Here is a 15,963-nt window from a genome sequence, read left to right as displayed (position 1 = left end):
ACTATGACCCAAAGAAGTTGAGGGTTGGTCACTCTTTCCTCCTTGAGAAGTCCGGTAAGATGGACACACGCTTTGCCCGCGGTTTGCGGGCTTTCTGCTATACCCAAATACCTTGAAGAGGCGCTAACACGCCGATCTTTAAGCCGGAAGGGGATATTCGCTAGTTAGGTTAGGAGTTAGGTTTGAAGATCACAAAAAAACCATCCAAGGTTCAACAATTTTATGATCAGTTGGCGCGTGCAGCGTTTGCTGATCCCTTTTCATTTCTAGGCCCTTACATTCCCGCTGAACAAGGTGCGCTGCGAGTGTGGATGCCGGGGGCTGATAACGTCGCGTTGGTGGTTGAAGGGCAAGCTCGTGTGGCGTTAGAGCGTGAAGGCGAGGGCGGCTTTGTGCTGAAAGATGGCCGTAATCTGCGTTTTACGCACTACCAATTGGCTGTCGATTGGGCGGGTACCGAGCAGTTACTCGATGATCCGTATCAATATCACGGCCTCTACGCTGAATATGAAGATCTGCATACGCCAAAGCAGATGTATCACCATATGGGGGCGCAGTTTGTCACCCTAGAGCGTGATGGAAAAATGGTTTCTGGCGTACGTTTTCTGGTGTATGCCCCTCACGCTGCGGCGTGCAGTTTGATTGGTGCGTTTAACCATTGGGATGGGCGTCGCCATCCGATGCAGCGTCTCGATTACGGAATTTGGGGAATTTTTATCCCCGGCTTGCCGGAAGGCACGCAATACAAATTTGAGTTGAAAGGCCCACATGGAGAAGGTCTGCCGCATAAAGCGGATCCGTGGGGTTTTTATGCTGAGCAATACCCTTCTTTTGCTTCTGTGACTTATGATCATCGTCGTTATCAGTGGCAAGATACGGCTTGGCAGCAGCGCCCTGTGACTGAAAAGCGTAAACAAGCGCTCTCGTTTTATGAGCTGCACGTTGGCTCATGGAAGCGAGGCGAAAACGGTGAATTCCTCAATTACCGTGAATTGGCCGATCAATTGGTGCCTTATCTGGTTGAGATGGGTTATACCCATGTTGAGTTAATGCCTGTCGCTGAGCACCCATTTTATGGTTCTTGGGGCTATCAACCGGTTGGTCTGTTTGCGCCCACTAGCCGTTACGGCTCGCCGGATGATTTCAAATATTTTGTCGATTTGTGCCACCAAGCGGGGATTGGTGTGGTGCTCGATTGGGTGCCTGCGCACTTCCCATCAGATTCTCACGGTCTGGCCAATTTTGATGGCACGCCCTTATTCCATGATCCGGATCCACGCCGCGGTTGGCACCAAGACTGGAACTCTTACATCTACGATCTTGGTCGCGAGCATGTGCGCCGTTTCTTAGTCGCTAATGCGCTGTATTGGTTTGAGATGTTCCATATCGATGGCATTCGCGTTGATGCGGTCGCGTCGATGCTCTATCTCGATTATTCGCGTAGCCATGATCAATGGATCCCGAATGTTGATGGTGGACGTGAAAACTACGATGCGATTGCTACCTTCAAATGGATGAACGAGGAGGTGTACAAACACTTCCCGAATGCGATGACGATTGCCGAAGAGTCGACCGCGTTTCCCGGTGTTTCTGCCCCGACCTTTATGGGCGGTCTAGGGTTTGGTTTTAAGTGGAACATGGGCTGGATGCACGATAGCTTGTCGTACATTAAAGAGGATCCGGTGCATCGTAAATACCACCACAATACCCTGACTTTCCCGCTGATTTACGCGTTTAGTGAAAACTATGTGCTCTCTTTATCACACGATGAAGTGGTGTATGGTAAGCGCTCACTTATGTACAAAATGCCGGGTGATGAGTGGCAGCAAACCGCCAACTTACGCGCCTACTTGGGTTATATGTATGGTCAGCCGGGCAAAAAACTCAACTTTATGGGCACTGAGTTAGGACAGACTGCGGAGTGGGATCACGATGGTCAGTTGCAGTGGTTTTTAACGCAATTTGAACGCCATGCTGGGGTTCAGCGCCTAGTGCGTGATTTGAACCATCTGTACCAAGCCCAAACCGCGTTGCATCAGCTTGATTGCGATCCGCGCGGCTTCGAATGGCGCTTACAAGATAATGCCGATCTCAGCGTGATCGCTCATGAACGGATGGATGAAGCTGGTAATCGTGTGTTAGTGATCACCAACTTCACGCCTGTTCCACAGCAGGCATTTCGCTTAGGCGTTCCTAAAACAGGGAAGTACCGCTTGTTGCTCAATACCGATGCCAAGCAGTACAACGGCAGTGATTATCGGGTATTGCAGGATGTGAGCACGGAAGCGATCAGCAGTGAAGGCTTGGAGCAATCGCTGCTATTGAGTGTGCCGCCGCTCGCGACGCTATTTTATCAATGGAGTGCGAAGTAGCTCTTCCCGTTTGTTGTTATATACCCTTCCTACTTGGAGCTGCAACGCCAAGTAGGAAGGGTATACCTTATGAAAAAAACCGCTGCGGCGGTTTTTTGTTGATTCCCTACTCATGATCTTCTACCTGCAGCGCTAAGTGGTGAGTGGATCTCTCTGAATACGGGATCTTTGCCAAAGATCTCAGCTTCCTAAACTCGTGACTTTTTGCCCGCCAAGCAAGATCTTGCTCAGTCTTGGGCAGCTTTTTGCTTTGCTGATGGGGTTATTTCTATAACTTATTGATTTTGAATGGTGTGAAAGTTGGCATCCCACTTGCTCTTTGTATCGCGACGGTGCGCAGAGCGCGTTAACTCATTCATTTATTTAAAAATGATTTATTGAAAGGAAATAGCCATGCCAACTCCATGTTATATCTCTATCGAAGGCCAAACTCAGGGTCTTATCACTGCAGGCGCATGTACTGCTGACTCTATCGGCGATTCATTCGTTGAAGGCCACGAAGATGAGATGCTGGTTCAGCAGTTTGACCACGTTGTGACTGTACCGACTGACCCACAATCTGGTCAGCCTTCAGGCCAACGTGTGCACAAGCCATTCAAATTCACTGTGGCGCTGAACAAAGCGGTTCCTCTGCTGTACAACGCGCTCTCTTCTGGTGAGAAGCTGAAAACCGTTGAGCTGAAATGGTACCGTACCTCTATCGAAGGCAAACAAGAAAACTTCTTCACCACTAAGCTGGAAAACGCGTCTATCGTTGATATCCACTGTGAAATGCCACACTGCCAAGACCCAGCAAAATCTGACTTTACTCAGAATGTGACTGTGTCTCTGTCTTACCGCAAAATCACTTGGGACCACGTTAACGCGGGCACCTCAGGCTCTGATGACTGGCGTAAGCCAATCGAAGCGTAATTTACGCTGCGAGAATGTCGCTCACCTTCGGGTGGGCGGCTGTGAACCTTAAACCCAGAGTATCGTTTGGCGCGGTATTGTGGGTTTAAGGTTTTGCCATTTTTAATGTAGGGGAAGGAAAGGCAGGATGGCGACATTAGCGTACAGCATTGAGGTGGAAGGGCTGGAAGATGAGACTCTGGTGGTCAGAGGCTTTCACGGGCAGGAGTCACTCTCCAACAGTGTTTTTTTAGGGCAACCCTGTTACGGGTTTCGCTATCAAGTGCAACTGGCGAGTCGGGTATCCAATCTGACTGCCGAGCAGATGGTGGATAAGCGTGCTGAGCTCAAGCTTTACCGCAATTCACAGTTGGTGCAGCGCGTACACGGCATTGTGCGCGCCTTTAGCCAAGGCGATATCGGCCATCACCACACCTTCTACGAACTCACCTTAGTGCCTGCCTTAGAGCGCTTATCCCTGCGCCACAATAGCCGCATTTTCCAAAAGCAAACTGTCCCTGAGATTATTTCTATCTTGCTGCAAGAGATGGGCATCAACGATTACGCTTTTGCGCTCAAGCGTGATTGCGCGCAGCGTGAGTTCTGTGTGCAGTACCGTGAAAGTGATATCGACTTTCTGCACCGCCTCGCCGCTGAAGAAGGTTTGGTGTACAGCTTTGTCCACGAAGCGGGCAAACATACCCTCTATTTCAGTGATGCCAGTGACAGCTTAAGCAAACTGCCGGAGCCCATCCCTTACAACGCTTTAGCGGGCGGTACGATGGATACGCCGTATATCCACGGCTTAACCTATCGCACCCAAGCAGAAGTGAGCGAAGTTCTGCTCAAAGACTACAGCTTCAAAAAGCCAGCCTACTCCTTTTTACAAACCGTGCAGGGTACTGAGCTGGATTATCAGCAAACACGCTACCAACATTTTGATGCGCCGGGGCGCTACAAAGATGATGTGAACGGTGCCGCCTTTAGCCAAATCCGTTTAGATTACCTGCGCCGCCATGCCCACACCGCAACAGGGCAGAGTAATGAACCGCTGCTGCGTGCTGGCTATAAGTTTGACCTGCAAGAGCACCTTGACCCCGCGATGAACCGCGATTGGGTGGTGGTCTCCATTAACCACCAAGGTGAGCAGCCGCAAGCGCTACAAGAAGAGGGCGGCAGTGGTGCCACTACCTACAGTAATCAGTTCAGCTTAATTCCGGGGCATCTCCACTGGCGCGCCGAGCCACAACCCAAACCGCAAGTCGATGGCCCAATGATCGCCACGGTCGTAGGCCCTGAAGACGAAGAAATCTTCTGTGATGAACATGGGCGGGTGAAAATCTATTTCCCGTGGGACCGCTACTCGAACGGTAACGAGCAAAGCTCCTGTTGGGTACGGGTGTCGCAAGGTTGGGCGGGCAGTCAGTATGGTTTTATCGCCATTCCGCGCATCGGCCATGAAGTGATTGTTTCCTTCTTAAATGGTGACCCAGACCAACCCATTATCACCGGACGTACTTATCACGCGACCAACACGCCGCCGTATACCCTGCCAGAGCACAAAACCAAAACCGTGCTGCGCACCGAGACGCACCAAGGGGAAGGGTTTAACGAGCTCAGTTTTGAAGACCAAGCGGGCAAAGAGCAAATCTACCTGCATGCGCAGAAAGACTTCGATGGTTTGATTGAAAACGACCACACCGCGGTCATTCGCCATGACCAACACCTGACCGTTGAAAACGACCAATTTACTCAGATTAAGCACAACCAGCACCTGACGGTCGAGGGGGAGAGTCGTACGCTCGTCAAACTCGACAGCAGTAGCGAAATCGGTGGTTCATTGCAGCAAAAAATCGGCAGCAAAGCGATTTACGATGCAGGCACAGAGGTTCACCTTAAAGCGGGTAACAAACTGGTCTTGGAAGCAGGCAACGAGCTTACAATAAAAGCGGGTGGCAGTTTTATCAAAGTCGATGCCGGCGGTGTGCACGTCGTCGGCTCTGCTATTAACCTCAACTCCGGCGGCAGCGCAGGCAGCGGTTCAGGCTATGGCGGTAAAATGGCCGAGTTGCCATTTGGATTAGAGGCTCTAAGTGCGCCAGATGAGATAGATTTTATCTTACCGACAGCAAGCCTAATCCAGCAGGTCATTGCTGATGTAAAAATAGAAATGCCGATCACTCAGGTATGTCAAAAGCGCTCTGATGGAAGCTGCCCGTTAAGTGATTGCCCTTGTGGGAACAATAAATAATGTTAGTTCTCGATAGCCATTGCAATGGAGTTACAGTTAACTGGTTCGCTCTAGTTAATCATTATCATAATATGCACGCTGAGGTTTATAACAACATCTCTGGACATTTGGTTGAGCCGTTATATTTATCGACATCAGTTGAGTCATTACTAGATCGTAGCCCTTTGTTGATTGCATTGTATGAGCAAGATCCAATGACAAACATCTTACCTAAAGAACATACACTGTATTTTTCTGCACCACTTAATGTCTCTTTTAATGTTGCCTTAGCTCAACTAAGGAATCGATTACATATTCAATTCTCAGGTAATCGAAGAGGGCTGTTTCATTATTATTGTCCTTCAGTGGCAAGTTATTTTTTTGAGCGTTCATATACGAACGATACTGGCAAATGGTTGGGATGTTTCAGCAGCCTTTATTTTTATCGTCAAACATACAGTGATTTAGCTAAATGGAGCAAAGTCGTTGGTGAGGGGGGGGAGCTTGCTTTAAATCTTTGGCTTCTTACAGAATCTCAGGAAAATGCGCTCAATGATAAATATCATGAAAATGAGATCGTGCAGTGGGCTACAGAAAACAATATTAAAGAGTTGAATTGGCAGAAACAGAAAATGGTTCATTTATTCTGCTCACAACACCAGATAACAGAGCCTAAAATTTCTTCTCGATTACGCCATTTAATACAGCGCTATGATGTTGCCCTCAATGATCTTAATTTTCATTCGAAGTCACATCAAACATCAGAAAATATCGTCGAACACATAGAATACTTAATGTCTAGGGAGAACGCATATGTCTACTAAGTTTGCTTCAAGTCCGAGCTGTGATGGTAAAAAGTTTTTCATTGAAGTAACGGGTATACAACATGGCTCTGAACAAGACTTTGAGTTTTATGACTTAACTGATATGTCACAGCTGGCTGCTCTAGAAGCGAAAAAGAGTATTGATCCTGAACTTGATGAAAGTACGGTATACAGTTGGGATTGGTGTGATGAGAGTGCCAATCGAAATGTTTGGCTGAAAATTGAAGCGGAAGGTGATCCAATCAAATTACCGCTTTTTCAAAATGTAGCAGACATACCAAGAAAGAAAGACGAGCAAGATTATTTGGTACATGCAGTTTTACCTTTAACGCTTTTACCTACTTATCAATCATCGTTAACTTATAAAGAGAGAATTGCTCCTGTTCGAGCAGGTTTTATTTATATCTTTTACAACCATAAAGTATGGCGTGAAATTCAAATTAGCCCAGAAGATAGCGGTGATTACTCTCTTAAAGATGTCAATCTTTACCAATATCGTACTGGTAGAGATAAACCGTTTAAAGATGAAGCTCGAATCGCAACTGGTGTGGCACTAAAAGAGATTTGGATACCGGCTAAAGAGAATAACAAGGGGGCACGGATCCATCTTGCCTTTTCAGAAGTTCAGTGGAGTGCACAATACCTTAATTATCTTGAGGCGAATCAAAACGAGTTAGTTCAACGAGCTGTTGCATTTCATCAGTTGAATGTGGATAGCAATGTCGATGTATTGAAAGCTAGCTTACTGCCACCAATGCGAATAAGAGCGCCAGAGTTGGAGTTGTTTCTTGCTGAGCCAAGTAATCTCAACCGTGATCTCTCTGGGGAGTGGGTAACACGCACTTACCAAACCATTAAAGAGGAAATCTTATCCGCGAATGACGACGGTGATAAGGCGGTACAGGTTTTTAAATATGCTCAACCTCATCGATATGAATATGCTATTAAGCAAGCCGCACTGATTGAGATTATCAACTCAGATCCAAATCAAGCTAAGTTGTGGACTATTGATGACTCGAAAGATTTTTTAGAAGATGCAAAAAAGCGTCATCTGAGAGCAATTGTATTGGACGATCCTCTTTTTGACTTAAGACATCACGCTTTTCTTACTCAATCTGCTGTTGGGTATTTACAGCAAGTCTATATCGATATGAGTCAACAAAAGTACTATCGCACTGCAGAGCTAGTGCAAAAATTGGTGGTTCCAGCCAAGTTCGGACAACAAGAAAATCCTTACTATCAATATCGTAATGCTATAGACAATTACTATGGAGGCGTTTTCCACAGAACATTACGTACTACTGAGCGACAGTTTTGTTGCCAAGATGTAAAGGTATTGCAAGAGAAACTCCAATTGCAGGTGAACCAGAAGAGATTGGCTCATGTGCTGCGTGATATCAGTTCAATGAACGATATTAACGCATCGGCTGCGCATGTGATTGTTGGCTATGCGCTGAGCGCTCTGAGCGTGAATTTTGATAAATTGGATCAAATGTCAAACCCTGAAAGTGACGTTCGTTCACCTTATTTAGAAACCGCTAGACAAATCCTCTCTCCAAAAGATAACCATCCTTTGCACCGAATATTATTTCCAGAAGAAGGTACGATAAATTTGGAGCAAGCTAGCTATAGCGCACCACCGCCATTTAACTCGGGATCTGGATATGCAACGCTTGAATCGTTAGCTTTGTGGTCGAAAGAGGAGATGCTCATTCAAGATGAGCAGTTACAAGTGATGGATCTGGCTTTTATGTCGCCTTCCAATAGCAACCAGGAAAAGGCTTTTAACCTTGAACGGCGTATTGCCGGTATCATGAATGATATTTTAAAGGGTTACTTTGATACGTTGCTGAACCTAAGCCAAGATCTCATCAGTGAAGCGAAAGTGATCCAATTTAACGCCGCTTATGCCCCTGTACTCGGTTTAATGAAAGCCACTAATGCCAAAATGTGGGGAGATATCACTTATGTACCCGTCAGTGGTGCTGAGCTGAAAGGTACGGTGGTTGGTGTGCATGGTCATGGCTTGAGTTATGGATTGAGCGCTGCTGATCGTGAATTTGTCGACTCGAAAAAGAAATCAGCGTTTGGTCGTTTGTATGATCGTTCGGGCAAATTGGTGGCATCGACCAATAAAAATGCTTTTAGCTCTAGTGATCTGATTTCAGAAAGTCGAGGTTCAGTCGGGGCTAAATCACCACTTAAAGTGGTGGTGATCTCTCAAGAAAGCCGCATGGCTGCGGCCCTAAATCAAGCGAATACGCAAAGAGCGTTACGGGATATGAATCGTACGGATCTCAACGTCAGTAATGCTTATGAAAAATTCAGAATTCCTTACTTTATTGCTGTAGTGGAATTGATTAACCTGAAAAATAATCAGCAGCATTTAATAAATACATTTATAGGTGTAGATTCGAACTATTCATATTCACTTGCTAACGCGCTAAGTGCCGCGGCGGATCTTAGTATTGCGCTCACTCATGCTTCAAATCTGTATACACAAAATGCCTCTCGCTTGGCAACAGCTTCACATAAAACCGCAGTTGTTATGCCTGATTTCCTTGTGAAAAAAATGACGTTTGATAATGGTAAGGTGCGTTTGGTTTCCAGCATCAGTCGATTAGGTGTCATAAGTATTGGTGCTGGTTTTTTAACTGCGGGTATTGCTGGTTGGGATGCGATGCGCCGTTGGCAAGAAAATGATCTTGATGCCAGCGTTGCGATGGGTATGGTGGCGATAGGGACGTTAACCACCACCGTCGCAACGGGTTTTTTTACTACCAGCGCTCCGGTGTTATTTGGTATGGGACCTGTGGCATGGTTAGGGATTGGGCTGTCTGTTGTAGGTTTCGCGCTCTACATGTTTTGGAAGGATACCCCAATGGAGGCGTGGCTGAAAAACGGCCCGTTTGGTCAGTCACCCTCGGCGACTTACGCACATTTGCAAGACCCGACGACGGCGTTTGAGCGGTTTATTGGGTTGATTTTTACTCTATCGGTTAAAGCGTACCGCTTAGGCCCACAAACCGAATTCTCCGAGGTGTTTACTCAGCAGATGCAAGCATTAGGTGCTACCCATGTTATTCATGTCAACACCAATTTAGCGGCGTTACTCAATGCTCAATCGGTCACGGTTGAGTTTTATGCTCGACAAGCGATTGAAAAAAAGACCATAACAAGTAGCCGAACGGGTTCAAGGGAAACCAGTGAACTGATTAACTTAAGCTCGCACAATGTCAGTGTTATCCATCAAGAGCAGCGTAATGAAGGTACTGCCTATTTTGTTAAATATGATTTAACCGTACCCGAATACAGTACCGATTTTAGCCTACTGATGATGCGTTCTTATCAGTATCGCTACCAGCCTGTTTTTGTGCTCAGAACCAAGCTGCACGTTGAGCAGGCCTGCTTTCCCACGTTAGCATTAGAAGAGCGTGATGATTCTCGCGCTGTGAATGTGGTTCCAACGTTTCGTTTAGATAACAACAGTGATCAAGATTGGGCGCAAAATACCGTATTAGCGTAAAGCGTAGAATCGATTATCGAAAAAATTAGGAATGATAATGGCTTATAACTCAGAGCAATTAACCCTCCAACCACCTAAAGAAGCGCAAGGTTTTTTACGACGCGTCTTAACCAAAGGGCAGGTATTTCCTTTTACGAAAGCCAATGAGACCATTGCTCTCTCTTTAGCGGGGGAAATTACACCTTCATATCATCAGGAGCTCGAGAAAGAAGAAGGCAAATCGTCTTATTGGAATGAAGAACGTTTAAATAGTGAAACTTTTTCGAATTGGACTCAGTTGTACTTATTTATTGTAGGTCTAGCTAAAGCAGCATTGTTTTTTTTCTTACCGCTTGCATATTTTTTGATTTTTATAGGCTTAATATTTGGAAGTGGTGAATGGTCTGCTCGTTCTGAAACCTTTTATGGATTAACCCTATATATAACATTTCCTTTTTTACTTATTTATGGTCATTTTAAGTTGGTTAGTGCTGGGCATCTTTTTCTGGCTCCCTTTTTAAAAAGTAAACGAGTGTATAGCCTCAATCGCCAAACTGGCATGGTAACGCTGTTTAAAAAAGGCAATAAAGAGCATTTTAGCCATCCGTTTATTGAGTTTGATTGTGTGTTGATGTCCGCCCCTAGCCCACAAGGGCACTTAAATTACAACCTGATGTTGGTGCATCGATACCATGATTATTCCGTTGGGGTGCCTATCGGTAATCTAATTGGCAGTAATGAGAGGGTGGCAGAGTATTATCGGTTGTGGAATATGATCCAACGTTACATGGATATCAGCCAACCCATGCCCGATATTTTAGTGCTTGAGCCTGCACGTGAAAGAGACCCAACCACTGCCGCCTATGATAAGCAGACTGGACGCAATCCGCGATACTGGCGTGATATGAGTGATGAAGAATACCAGCAAACTCTGAAAAAAATCGCAGAGCAGCAAAAAAATCAGCCAGATAGCGGCCCAGTATTGAATGTTTTTTCACCATCTTAGTGATGGATACTGCCTTTATCTAAACGAGGTTTATTGCTTATCGTTTGTATAGTTTTGTTTAGTATGGACGATCCCCAGCGCCGCATTGCGGCGCTTTTGTTATTTAAGCGATCGCAGGTTAACAATCAACAACGGGGCATATGGATCATGGACAGAGGTCAAGCCAGTGTATCGCATTACACTGGGTGGCAGTGAGAAGGATACCGTTGGAGTTTGCGTTGCACTGCCCCTGCACTGGGTCAAGGAACAGAGTCTCAAATTTTGCGCCCGCGGAACTCACGCCGGAGAATTGGATTTACAATCTGCAGAGGCGAATGATATTGCCACAAGAAATCTCGTTGTAGGAAAGGGTTAAATGTTAATTGATAAAGATGAGTTAGAGCAGTTAAAGGCAAATTTACACAGCAGTGAGGTTTTGTATCAGTGGGAATGTGTGGCATTTTCAGAGCGACGAGGTGATATCGCTCGTTGGATTATTGCCGTCATTGCAGGCTTTTTGCTTCCCTCACTATTTCTTGTGTTCGGGGATATTGCTTTTAACAGTACTGAGTTTTGGGGGCTTATCAGCTTTGGCTTGGCAGGCATGTCGGCGGGAAGGTATCTTTTGATGCCCGACCACCGCTATTGTTACAGCTTAACGCAAGCGGGTGTGCATTATACCGATCAAGAAGTGATCCCGGATGCGGCCTACACTTTTGTACGCGGTTTTGCTTGGGTGGGGATTGCGGTCTGTTTGCTAGCTTTAGCCGTCGTTGGTCCGTTAGCGTTTGTTGGTGCAGGCGGTTTTGCCCTGCTAGCCTTTGGTTTGACCAAATTCCATCCCACCGTACATCAGAAAGATGTTTACTTTGCTGACCAATTGATTGTTTTTGATCCGATCAAAGAAAAGATGGTGAAATTGAATTCCGAAAGCAGAAGACATCCTCGATTTAGTAGAACACTTTTTTTTAGTTCCTTTGATGAAAAAACACGTTTTATTGAGCTCGTGAAGAGTATTCATAATAATGTCGACTATCTTCCGTTACAGCGAGTTAACGATCAGTACAAGCATCCAATCTTTAATCAAGAATTAAAAGAGGAATAGCTCAGAACTACTTACGCTCGGCGCCGCATTGCGGCGCTTTTGTTATTTAAGCGAGGCTTTGTTGCGTAATAGTGAATTCACGAATAATCGGAGCCAAAATTCAGAACAAAACTCTTCGGTGATTCCAGCTATCTACCAAGAGATAAGGCTTTAATGGGCTTGTTACCGCTTGAGGAATAACTGATGAAGTAGATTATTCTTTTACGCAACAAAGCCTTTAAGCGATAGCATGTTAACAATCAACAACGGGGCGTATGGGGCATGGACAGAGGGCAAGGAGCTGAGCCTCAAATTTTGCGCCCGCGGAACTCGCGTGGGGGAATTAGATTTACAATCTGCAGAGGCGAATGATATTGCCACAAGAAATCTCGTTGTAGGAAAGGGTTAAATGTTAATTGATAAAGATGAGTTAGAGCGGTTAAAGGAACAATTACACAATAGTGAGGTTTTGTATCAGTGGGAGTGTACGACAGGTGATATGAATGAGAGTTATTTATCACGTTGGCTTACCGCGATCGGTGTTGGTTTTTTGCTTCCCTCACTATTTCTTGTGTTCGGGGATATTGCTTTTAACAGTACAGAGTTTTGGGGCTTTATCAGCTTTGGCGCTGCGGGCATGGCTGCAGTGAGATACCTTTTTATGCCCGACCACCGCTATTGTTACAGCTTAACGCAAGCGGGTGTGCATTATACCGATCAAGAAGTGATCCCGGATGCGGCCTACACTTTTGTACGCGGTTTTGCTTGGGTGGGGATTGCGGTCTGTTTGCTGGCCTTAGCCGTCGTTGGCCCGTTAGCGTTTGTCGGTGCGGGCGGTTTTGCCCTGCTGGCCTTTGGTTTGACCAATTTTCGTCCGACAGTGGATCATGAGAATGTTTACTTTGCTGACCAATTGATTGTTTTTGATCCAATCAAGGAGAAGATGGTGATTTTGAATACAGAATCGGTGAGAGACCCGAGATTTAGGAGATCGCTATTTTTTGGCTCATTTGATGAAAAGCAACGCTTTATTGAGCTGGTTAAAGGTCTTCACCACAATGTCGACTATTGTCTATTACAGCGAGTTAATGATCAATTTGAGCATCGTAAATATCAGCAAGAGCTGAAAGAAGAATAGCTCAGAACTACTTACGCTCGGCGCCGCATTGCGGCGCTTTTGTTTTTCTCTGATTTGCACTTACACTCATCACGTCAAGCCAATAAGGAATAAGGATAGATTATGGTCACAACAGGATATGCCGTCGTGCTGTGCGGCTGGTTGATTTATTTAGCCGTACAGGTGATTCGTCAGCGACGTAAACATCAGGTGCTGTTTGCCGATGGTGGTGTGGATGCCTTAGTTCGGGCGCGCAGTGCGCAGAGTAATGCGACGGAATACATTCCCATTTTCCTAATCCTACTCGGTTTAGCTGAAATTAATGGGGTTAATGTGTGGTGGATTCACGCACTCGGCGTGGCCTTTGTGGTAGGGCGGGTGTTACACGCTGATTCGATGTTTAAAGCCACCATTCCTAATCGTGTGCGCGGTATGCAGCTCACTTTTGGCTCCTTAGCAGTGCTGATGGTGTTAAACCTATGGGCATTGCCTTATAGCAAGTTCTTCTATCCCCTTCCTACTTGAAGCTGCAGCGGTGTTGGCTTCGTTCGTTCACCCCAATCACATAGTTTGTCTATGCTCATGGGGATGAACTCATTTGCCGCCTACCTGCAACTCCAAGTTGTTTGGGGATAAGTACTATTTCCGGTAAACAGTAAAGGGAGCCATGGCTCCCTTTGTGGTTTCACGTTTATTGCTATCGAAATAACAGGTGCTTGAATGGTGTACGTTCTAAGCCTTTTACGAGTAGATAAGTGGTGAGCAAAGTGCCAAATAGAACCAGTGTGTCTTTTTCTAATCCAGTAAGCCCTAAAAATCTGGCAAGGTTCATCATCATGATCACCACTAACAAGTGACTAACGTAAAAGCCGAGGATGCTTTGTGATAGTGAAAATACCCAAGGCTTTCGGCCTAGATCGGGTTTGGCGAGTAGGAAAAGAAACAGCCCAATCGCCCACAAAGCGGTGCCAAACAGATAATCATTGGTGTTAAACACCTGCCTGTGTTGATGTAAGCCATAGGCTTCGACGAAGTGAAAAGCCATTCCCATCATCGCCAATAACAGCGCAGAGCGCGCTTGCCACAGGATGTGCCTTTCACGAATCAGATAACCGACCACGACAAACAAGGTGCTGAAAAATGGGCCGTTACGAGTATAGATGGGCGCGCTCATGCCAGTGACGACTGCGCTGCTTCCTGCAAATTCACCGTAGAGGTATAACCCGATGGCAATCGGTAGCATCCAGTGTGTTTTTTGTTGGCGGATCAACAGTGCCATGATGGCAACCGCAATCATCAGTGCAGGTAAAAACCAAAGGTGTACCAGTCCGCCTTCAAACAGTGAGTTAAGCGGGTGTTGCAGCAAAAATCCCCAATAGCCAGAGCGTTCGGCAAGGTAGCCTTGATTTACCATCACTTCGAGATTGAAGGGCATCAATAGGCTAATCACACTCCAAATTACCCATATCCTCAGTAATGGTGAGCAGTAATTACGTAAGGTTTGTATTGGGTTGTGGCTGAGTTTGGGTTGAATTAAATAGCCCGAAATAAGGAAAAACAGTGGAACGGCAAAACGGGTGGATTGGTTAAATAAATAAGCTACCCACGGTTCATCATCGAGGAACCAATAAGTGGTAAACAGTTGGCAATGCAAAGCAATAATGGCCAGCATGGCGATCACTCGCCCAAGCTCAAGGCTGGCGATTTTCGGATTATTAGGCATAACGACACTCGGCAAAATGAAAAGGCCGACATTACGTTAATCAAATGGTCATTCTTTTGATTTCCATCGCCTTTTTTTGCTGTCAAAAAAGGAGATCGCCAATTTGCGATCCAGTGCTCACCTGTGGTGATTAGATCAATCCAAAACTAGAAAGCAAGAAAATACCAAGCGTACAGGTAAAGAGTGAAAATACGGTGGTGAGGGCGATTATATTAGCGGCAAGAGCTGAATTCCCTCCCATCGCTCGTGCCATCACATAGCTAGCTGCTGCTGTGGGGGCGGAAGTCATTAAGAAAAGCAAACCAAGATCTAAACCTCTAAAACCAAATAACCAAGCTCCTCCTGTGATCAGTAAAGGCGAGAGAAGCAGCTTATAACCGGTCGCAAACCAAGCGGAGTTACGATCATCCTTCAACGAGTTGAGATTCAGCGAACCTCCTGTACAAAGCAGGGCTAATGGCAGGGTCATATTGGCAAAGTAGTGTCCAGCATCCGTCACAATTTTAGGAACAGGTACACTGGCGAGATAGAATAGAAAACCAAGCACGATGGAGATGATCAACGGGTTTTTGGTCAGTGTTTTAAACATCAATTTTCCTGCCTGCCACCCGTTGTGTTCTCCTCGCGGGGTGAGGGCAATCACCGCCTGAATGTTGAATAAAACTGTGGTTGAGGCGACGTAGATAGCCGCCAGAGCAACACCCGCGTTGCCATAAGTGTTCGCGACATAAGCCAAACCAATAATGGCGGTGTTGGCTCGAAATCCGCCTTGCGTGATCACTCCCCAATCATGAGGCTTGTCGATCAGTTTTCGAGTGCTAAAGAGAGTGAAGAGAAAAAACAGCACATTAGCGATTAAGCTGTATATCACTAAGGAAGTGCTTGAGGAAAAATCGTGTTTTGAACTGACGATGCTCAAAAACAGCATTGCTGGGAGGGTTACCTGAAAAACAATCCGCGATGCGACTTCAATAAAATTTTCATTGATCAGGTTAATCCGTTTAAAAAACACGCCCAAACCGAGCATAAGGCAGATGGGGCCTGTGATGGTGGCGGAAAACTGTAGTTGAGCAATGATGTCTGTCATATCAATCCTTTGGATATACGCTCGCAAGCTTTGCATTCTTCCACAGATCGATATGAAGGCAAATTGGAATTTGCGGCAATTATCAGTCTGCGACTTTTGTTGTGTTTATATCCAAGTGGTGAATGAGTTTTAAACACTCGTATAA

The 15,963-nt window shown here is 45.8% G+C and carries 11 protein-coding genes and 1 pseudogene; 10 read left to right on the top strand and 2 right to left on the bottom strand.

The features are described 5' to 3' along the window. Positions 1 to 182: 182 nt before the first annotated feature. The 10 genes and pseudogenes from glgB (at position 183) to CEQ48_RS02730 (ending at position 13,533) form a co-directional block, all read left to right on the top strand. Positions 183 to 2,372 (top strand): 1,4-alpha-glucan branching protein GlgB, encoded by a 2,190-nt coding sequence (gene glgB / locus CEQ48_RS02780; RefSeq protein WP_089070135.1) that lies wholly within the window; start codon positions 183 to 185, stop codon positions 2,370 to 2,372. A 393-nt stretch (positions 2,373 to 2,765) separates the two neighbouring features. Beyond that, a complete protein-coding gene (gene hcp-2, locus CEQ48_RS02775; RefSeq protein ID WP_001142947.1) occupies positions 2,766 to 3,284 on the top strand; it encodes a type VI secretion system effector Hcp-2 in 519 nt (172 codons plus the stop codon). Between the two features lie 127 nt (positions 3,285 to 3,411). Beyond that, positions 3,412 to 5,514, top strand: coding sequence for a type VI secretion system Vgr family protein (locus CEQ48_RS02770; protein ID WP_089070134.1), 2,103 nt, complete (start codon positions 3,412 to 3,414; stop codon positions 5,512 to 5,514). After that, the gene (locus CEQ48_RS02765; RefSeq protein WP_198301120.1) at positions 5,514 to 6,317 is read left to right on the top strand and encodes a DUF4123 domain-containing protein; all 804 of its coding nucleotides are present in this window, start codon (positions 5,514 to 5,516) and stop codon (positions 6,315 to 6,317) included. The genes CEQ48_RS02770 and CEQ48_RS02765 overlap by 1 nt, the downstream gene beginning before the upstream one ends. Continuing rightward, the gene (locus tag CEQ48_RS02760; RefSeq protein WP_089070132.1) at positions 6,307 to 9,843 is read left to right on the top strand and encodes a toxin VasX; all 3,537 of its coding nucleotides are present in this window, start codon (positions 6,307 to 6,309) and stop codon (positions 9,841 to 9,843) included. Before CEQ48_RS02765 ends, CEQ48_RS02760 begins: the two co-directional genes overlap by 11 nt. Before the next feature lie 37 nt (positions 9,844 to 9,880). Next, positions 9,881 to 10,828 carry a hypothetical protein gene (locus tag CEQ48_RS02755; RefSeq protein WP_089070131.1) on the top strand — a complete coding sequence of 316 codons (948 nt, stop codon included), beginning with the start codon at positions 9,881 to 9,883 and terminating at the stop codon, positions 10,826 to 10,828. 163 nt (positions 10,829 to 10,991) lie between these two features. Beyond that, positions 10,992 to 11,183: pseudogene (locus tag CEQ48_RS02750) on the top strand (hypothetical protein); the annotation flags it as partial. Further along, complete coding sequence (locus CEQ48_RS02745) at positions 11,184 to 11,912, top strand: immunity protein TsiV2 protein (RefSeq protein ID WP_089070130.1); 729 nt, start codon at positions 11,184 to 11,186, stop codon at positions 11,910 to 11,912. It begins immediately after the preceding pseudogene. A 388-nt stretch (positions 11,913 to 12,300) separates the two neighbouring features. Further along, positions 12,301 to 13,029, top strand: a complete 729-nt coding sequence (locus CEQ48_RS02735; protein ID WP_055029268.1) for an immunity protein TsiV2 protein — start codon at positions 12,301 to 12,303, stop codon at positions 13,027 to 13,029. Positions 13,030 to 13,131: 102 nt separating this feature from the next. Further along, positions 13,132 to 13,533, top strand: coding sequence for an MAPEG family protein (locus tag CEQ48_RS02730; RefSeq protein ID WP_089070129.1), 402 nt, complete (start codon positions 13,132 to 13,134; stop codon positions 13,531 to 13,533). Between the two features lie 172 nt (positions 13,534 to 13,705). Here the strand turns inward: CEQ48_RS02730 and CEQ48_RS02725 are convergent, their stop codons facing one another. Both CEQ48_RS02725 and CEQ48_RS02720 read right to left on the bottom strand, forming a co-directional pair. Further along, entirely contained in the window at positions 13,706 to 14,731 is a 1,026-nt protein-coding gene (locus CEQ48_RS02725; protein ID WP_198301119.1) for an acyltransferase, read from the bottom strand. 130 nt (positions 14,732 to 14,861) lie between these two features. Further along, on the bottom strand, positions 14,862 to 15,818 hold the full coding sequence (locus CEQ48_RS02720; RefSeq protein WP_055029271.1) for an AEC family transporter: 957 nt from the start codon (positions 15,816 to 15,818) through the stop codon (positions 14,862 to 14,864). Positions 15,819 to 15,963 lie beyond the last annotated feature (145 nt).

Origin of the sequence: Vibrio tarriae (genome assembly GCF_002216685.1) — a bacterium.
Classification (GTDB): Bacteria; Pseudomonadota; Gammaproteobacteria; order Enterobacterales; family Vibrionaceae; genus Vibrio; species Vibrio tarriae.
The sequence above is the reverse complement of the archived record's forward strand: the minus strand, read 5'-3'. Positions and strand labels throughout refer to the sequence as shown.

Excerpts from the sequence above, each read along its gene's own strand:
- hcp-2 (WP_001142947.1), top strand. The coding sequence starts at position 2,766 with ATGCCAACTCCATGTTATATCTCTATCGAAGGCCAAACTCAGGGTCTT.
- CEQ48_RS02770 (WP_089070134.1), top strand. The coding sequence starts at position 3,412 with ATGGCGACATTAGCGTACAGCATTGAGGTGGAAGGGCTGGAAGATGAG.
- CEQ48_RS02765 (WP_198301120.1), top strand. The coding sequence starts at position 5,514 with ATGTTAGTTCTCGATAGCCATTGCAATGGAGTTACAGTTAACTGGTTC.
- CEQ48_RS02760 (WP_089070132.1), top strand. The coding sequence starts at position 6,307 with ATGTCTACTAAGTTTGCTTCAAGTCCGAGCTGTGATGGTAAAAAGTTT.
- CEQ48_RS02755 (WP_089070131.1), top strand. The coding sequence starts at position 9,881 with ATGGCTTATAACTCAGAGCAATTAACCCTCCAACCACCTAAAGAAGCG.
- CEQ48_RS02745 (WP_089070130.1), top strand. The coding sequence starts at position 11,184 with ATGTTAATTGATAAAGATGAGTTAGAGCAGTTAAAGGCAAATTTACAC.
- CEQ48_RS02735 (WP_055029268.1), top strand. The coding sequence starts at position 12,301 with ATGTTAATTGATAAAGATGAGTTAGAGCGGTTAAAGGAACAATTACAC.
- CEQ48_RS02730 (WP_089070129.1), top strand. The coding sequence starts at position 13,132 with ATGGTCACAACAGGATATGCCGTCGTGCTGTGCGGCTGGTTGATTTAT.
- CEQ48_RS02725 (WP_198301119.1), bottom strand. The coding sequence starts at position 14,731 with ATGCCTAATAATCCGAAAATCGCCAGCCTTGAGCTTGGGCGAGTGATC.
- CEQ48_RS02720 (WP_055029271.1), bottom strand. The coding sequence starts at position 15,818 with ATGACAGACATCATTGCTCAACTACAGTTTTCCGCCACCATCACAGGC.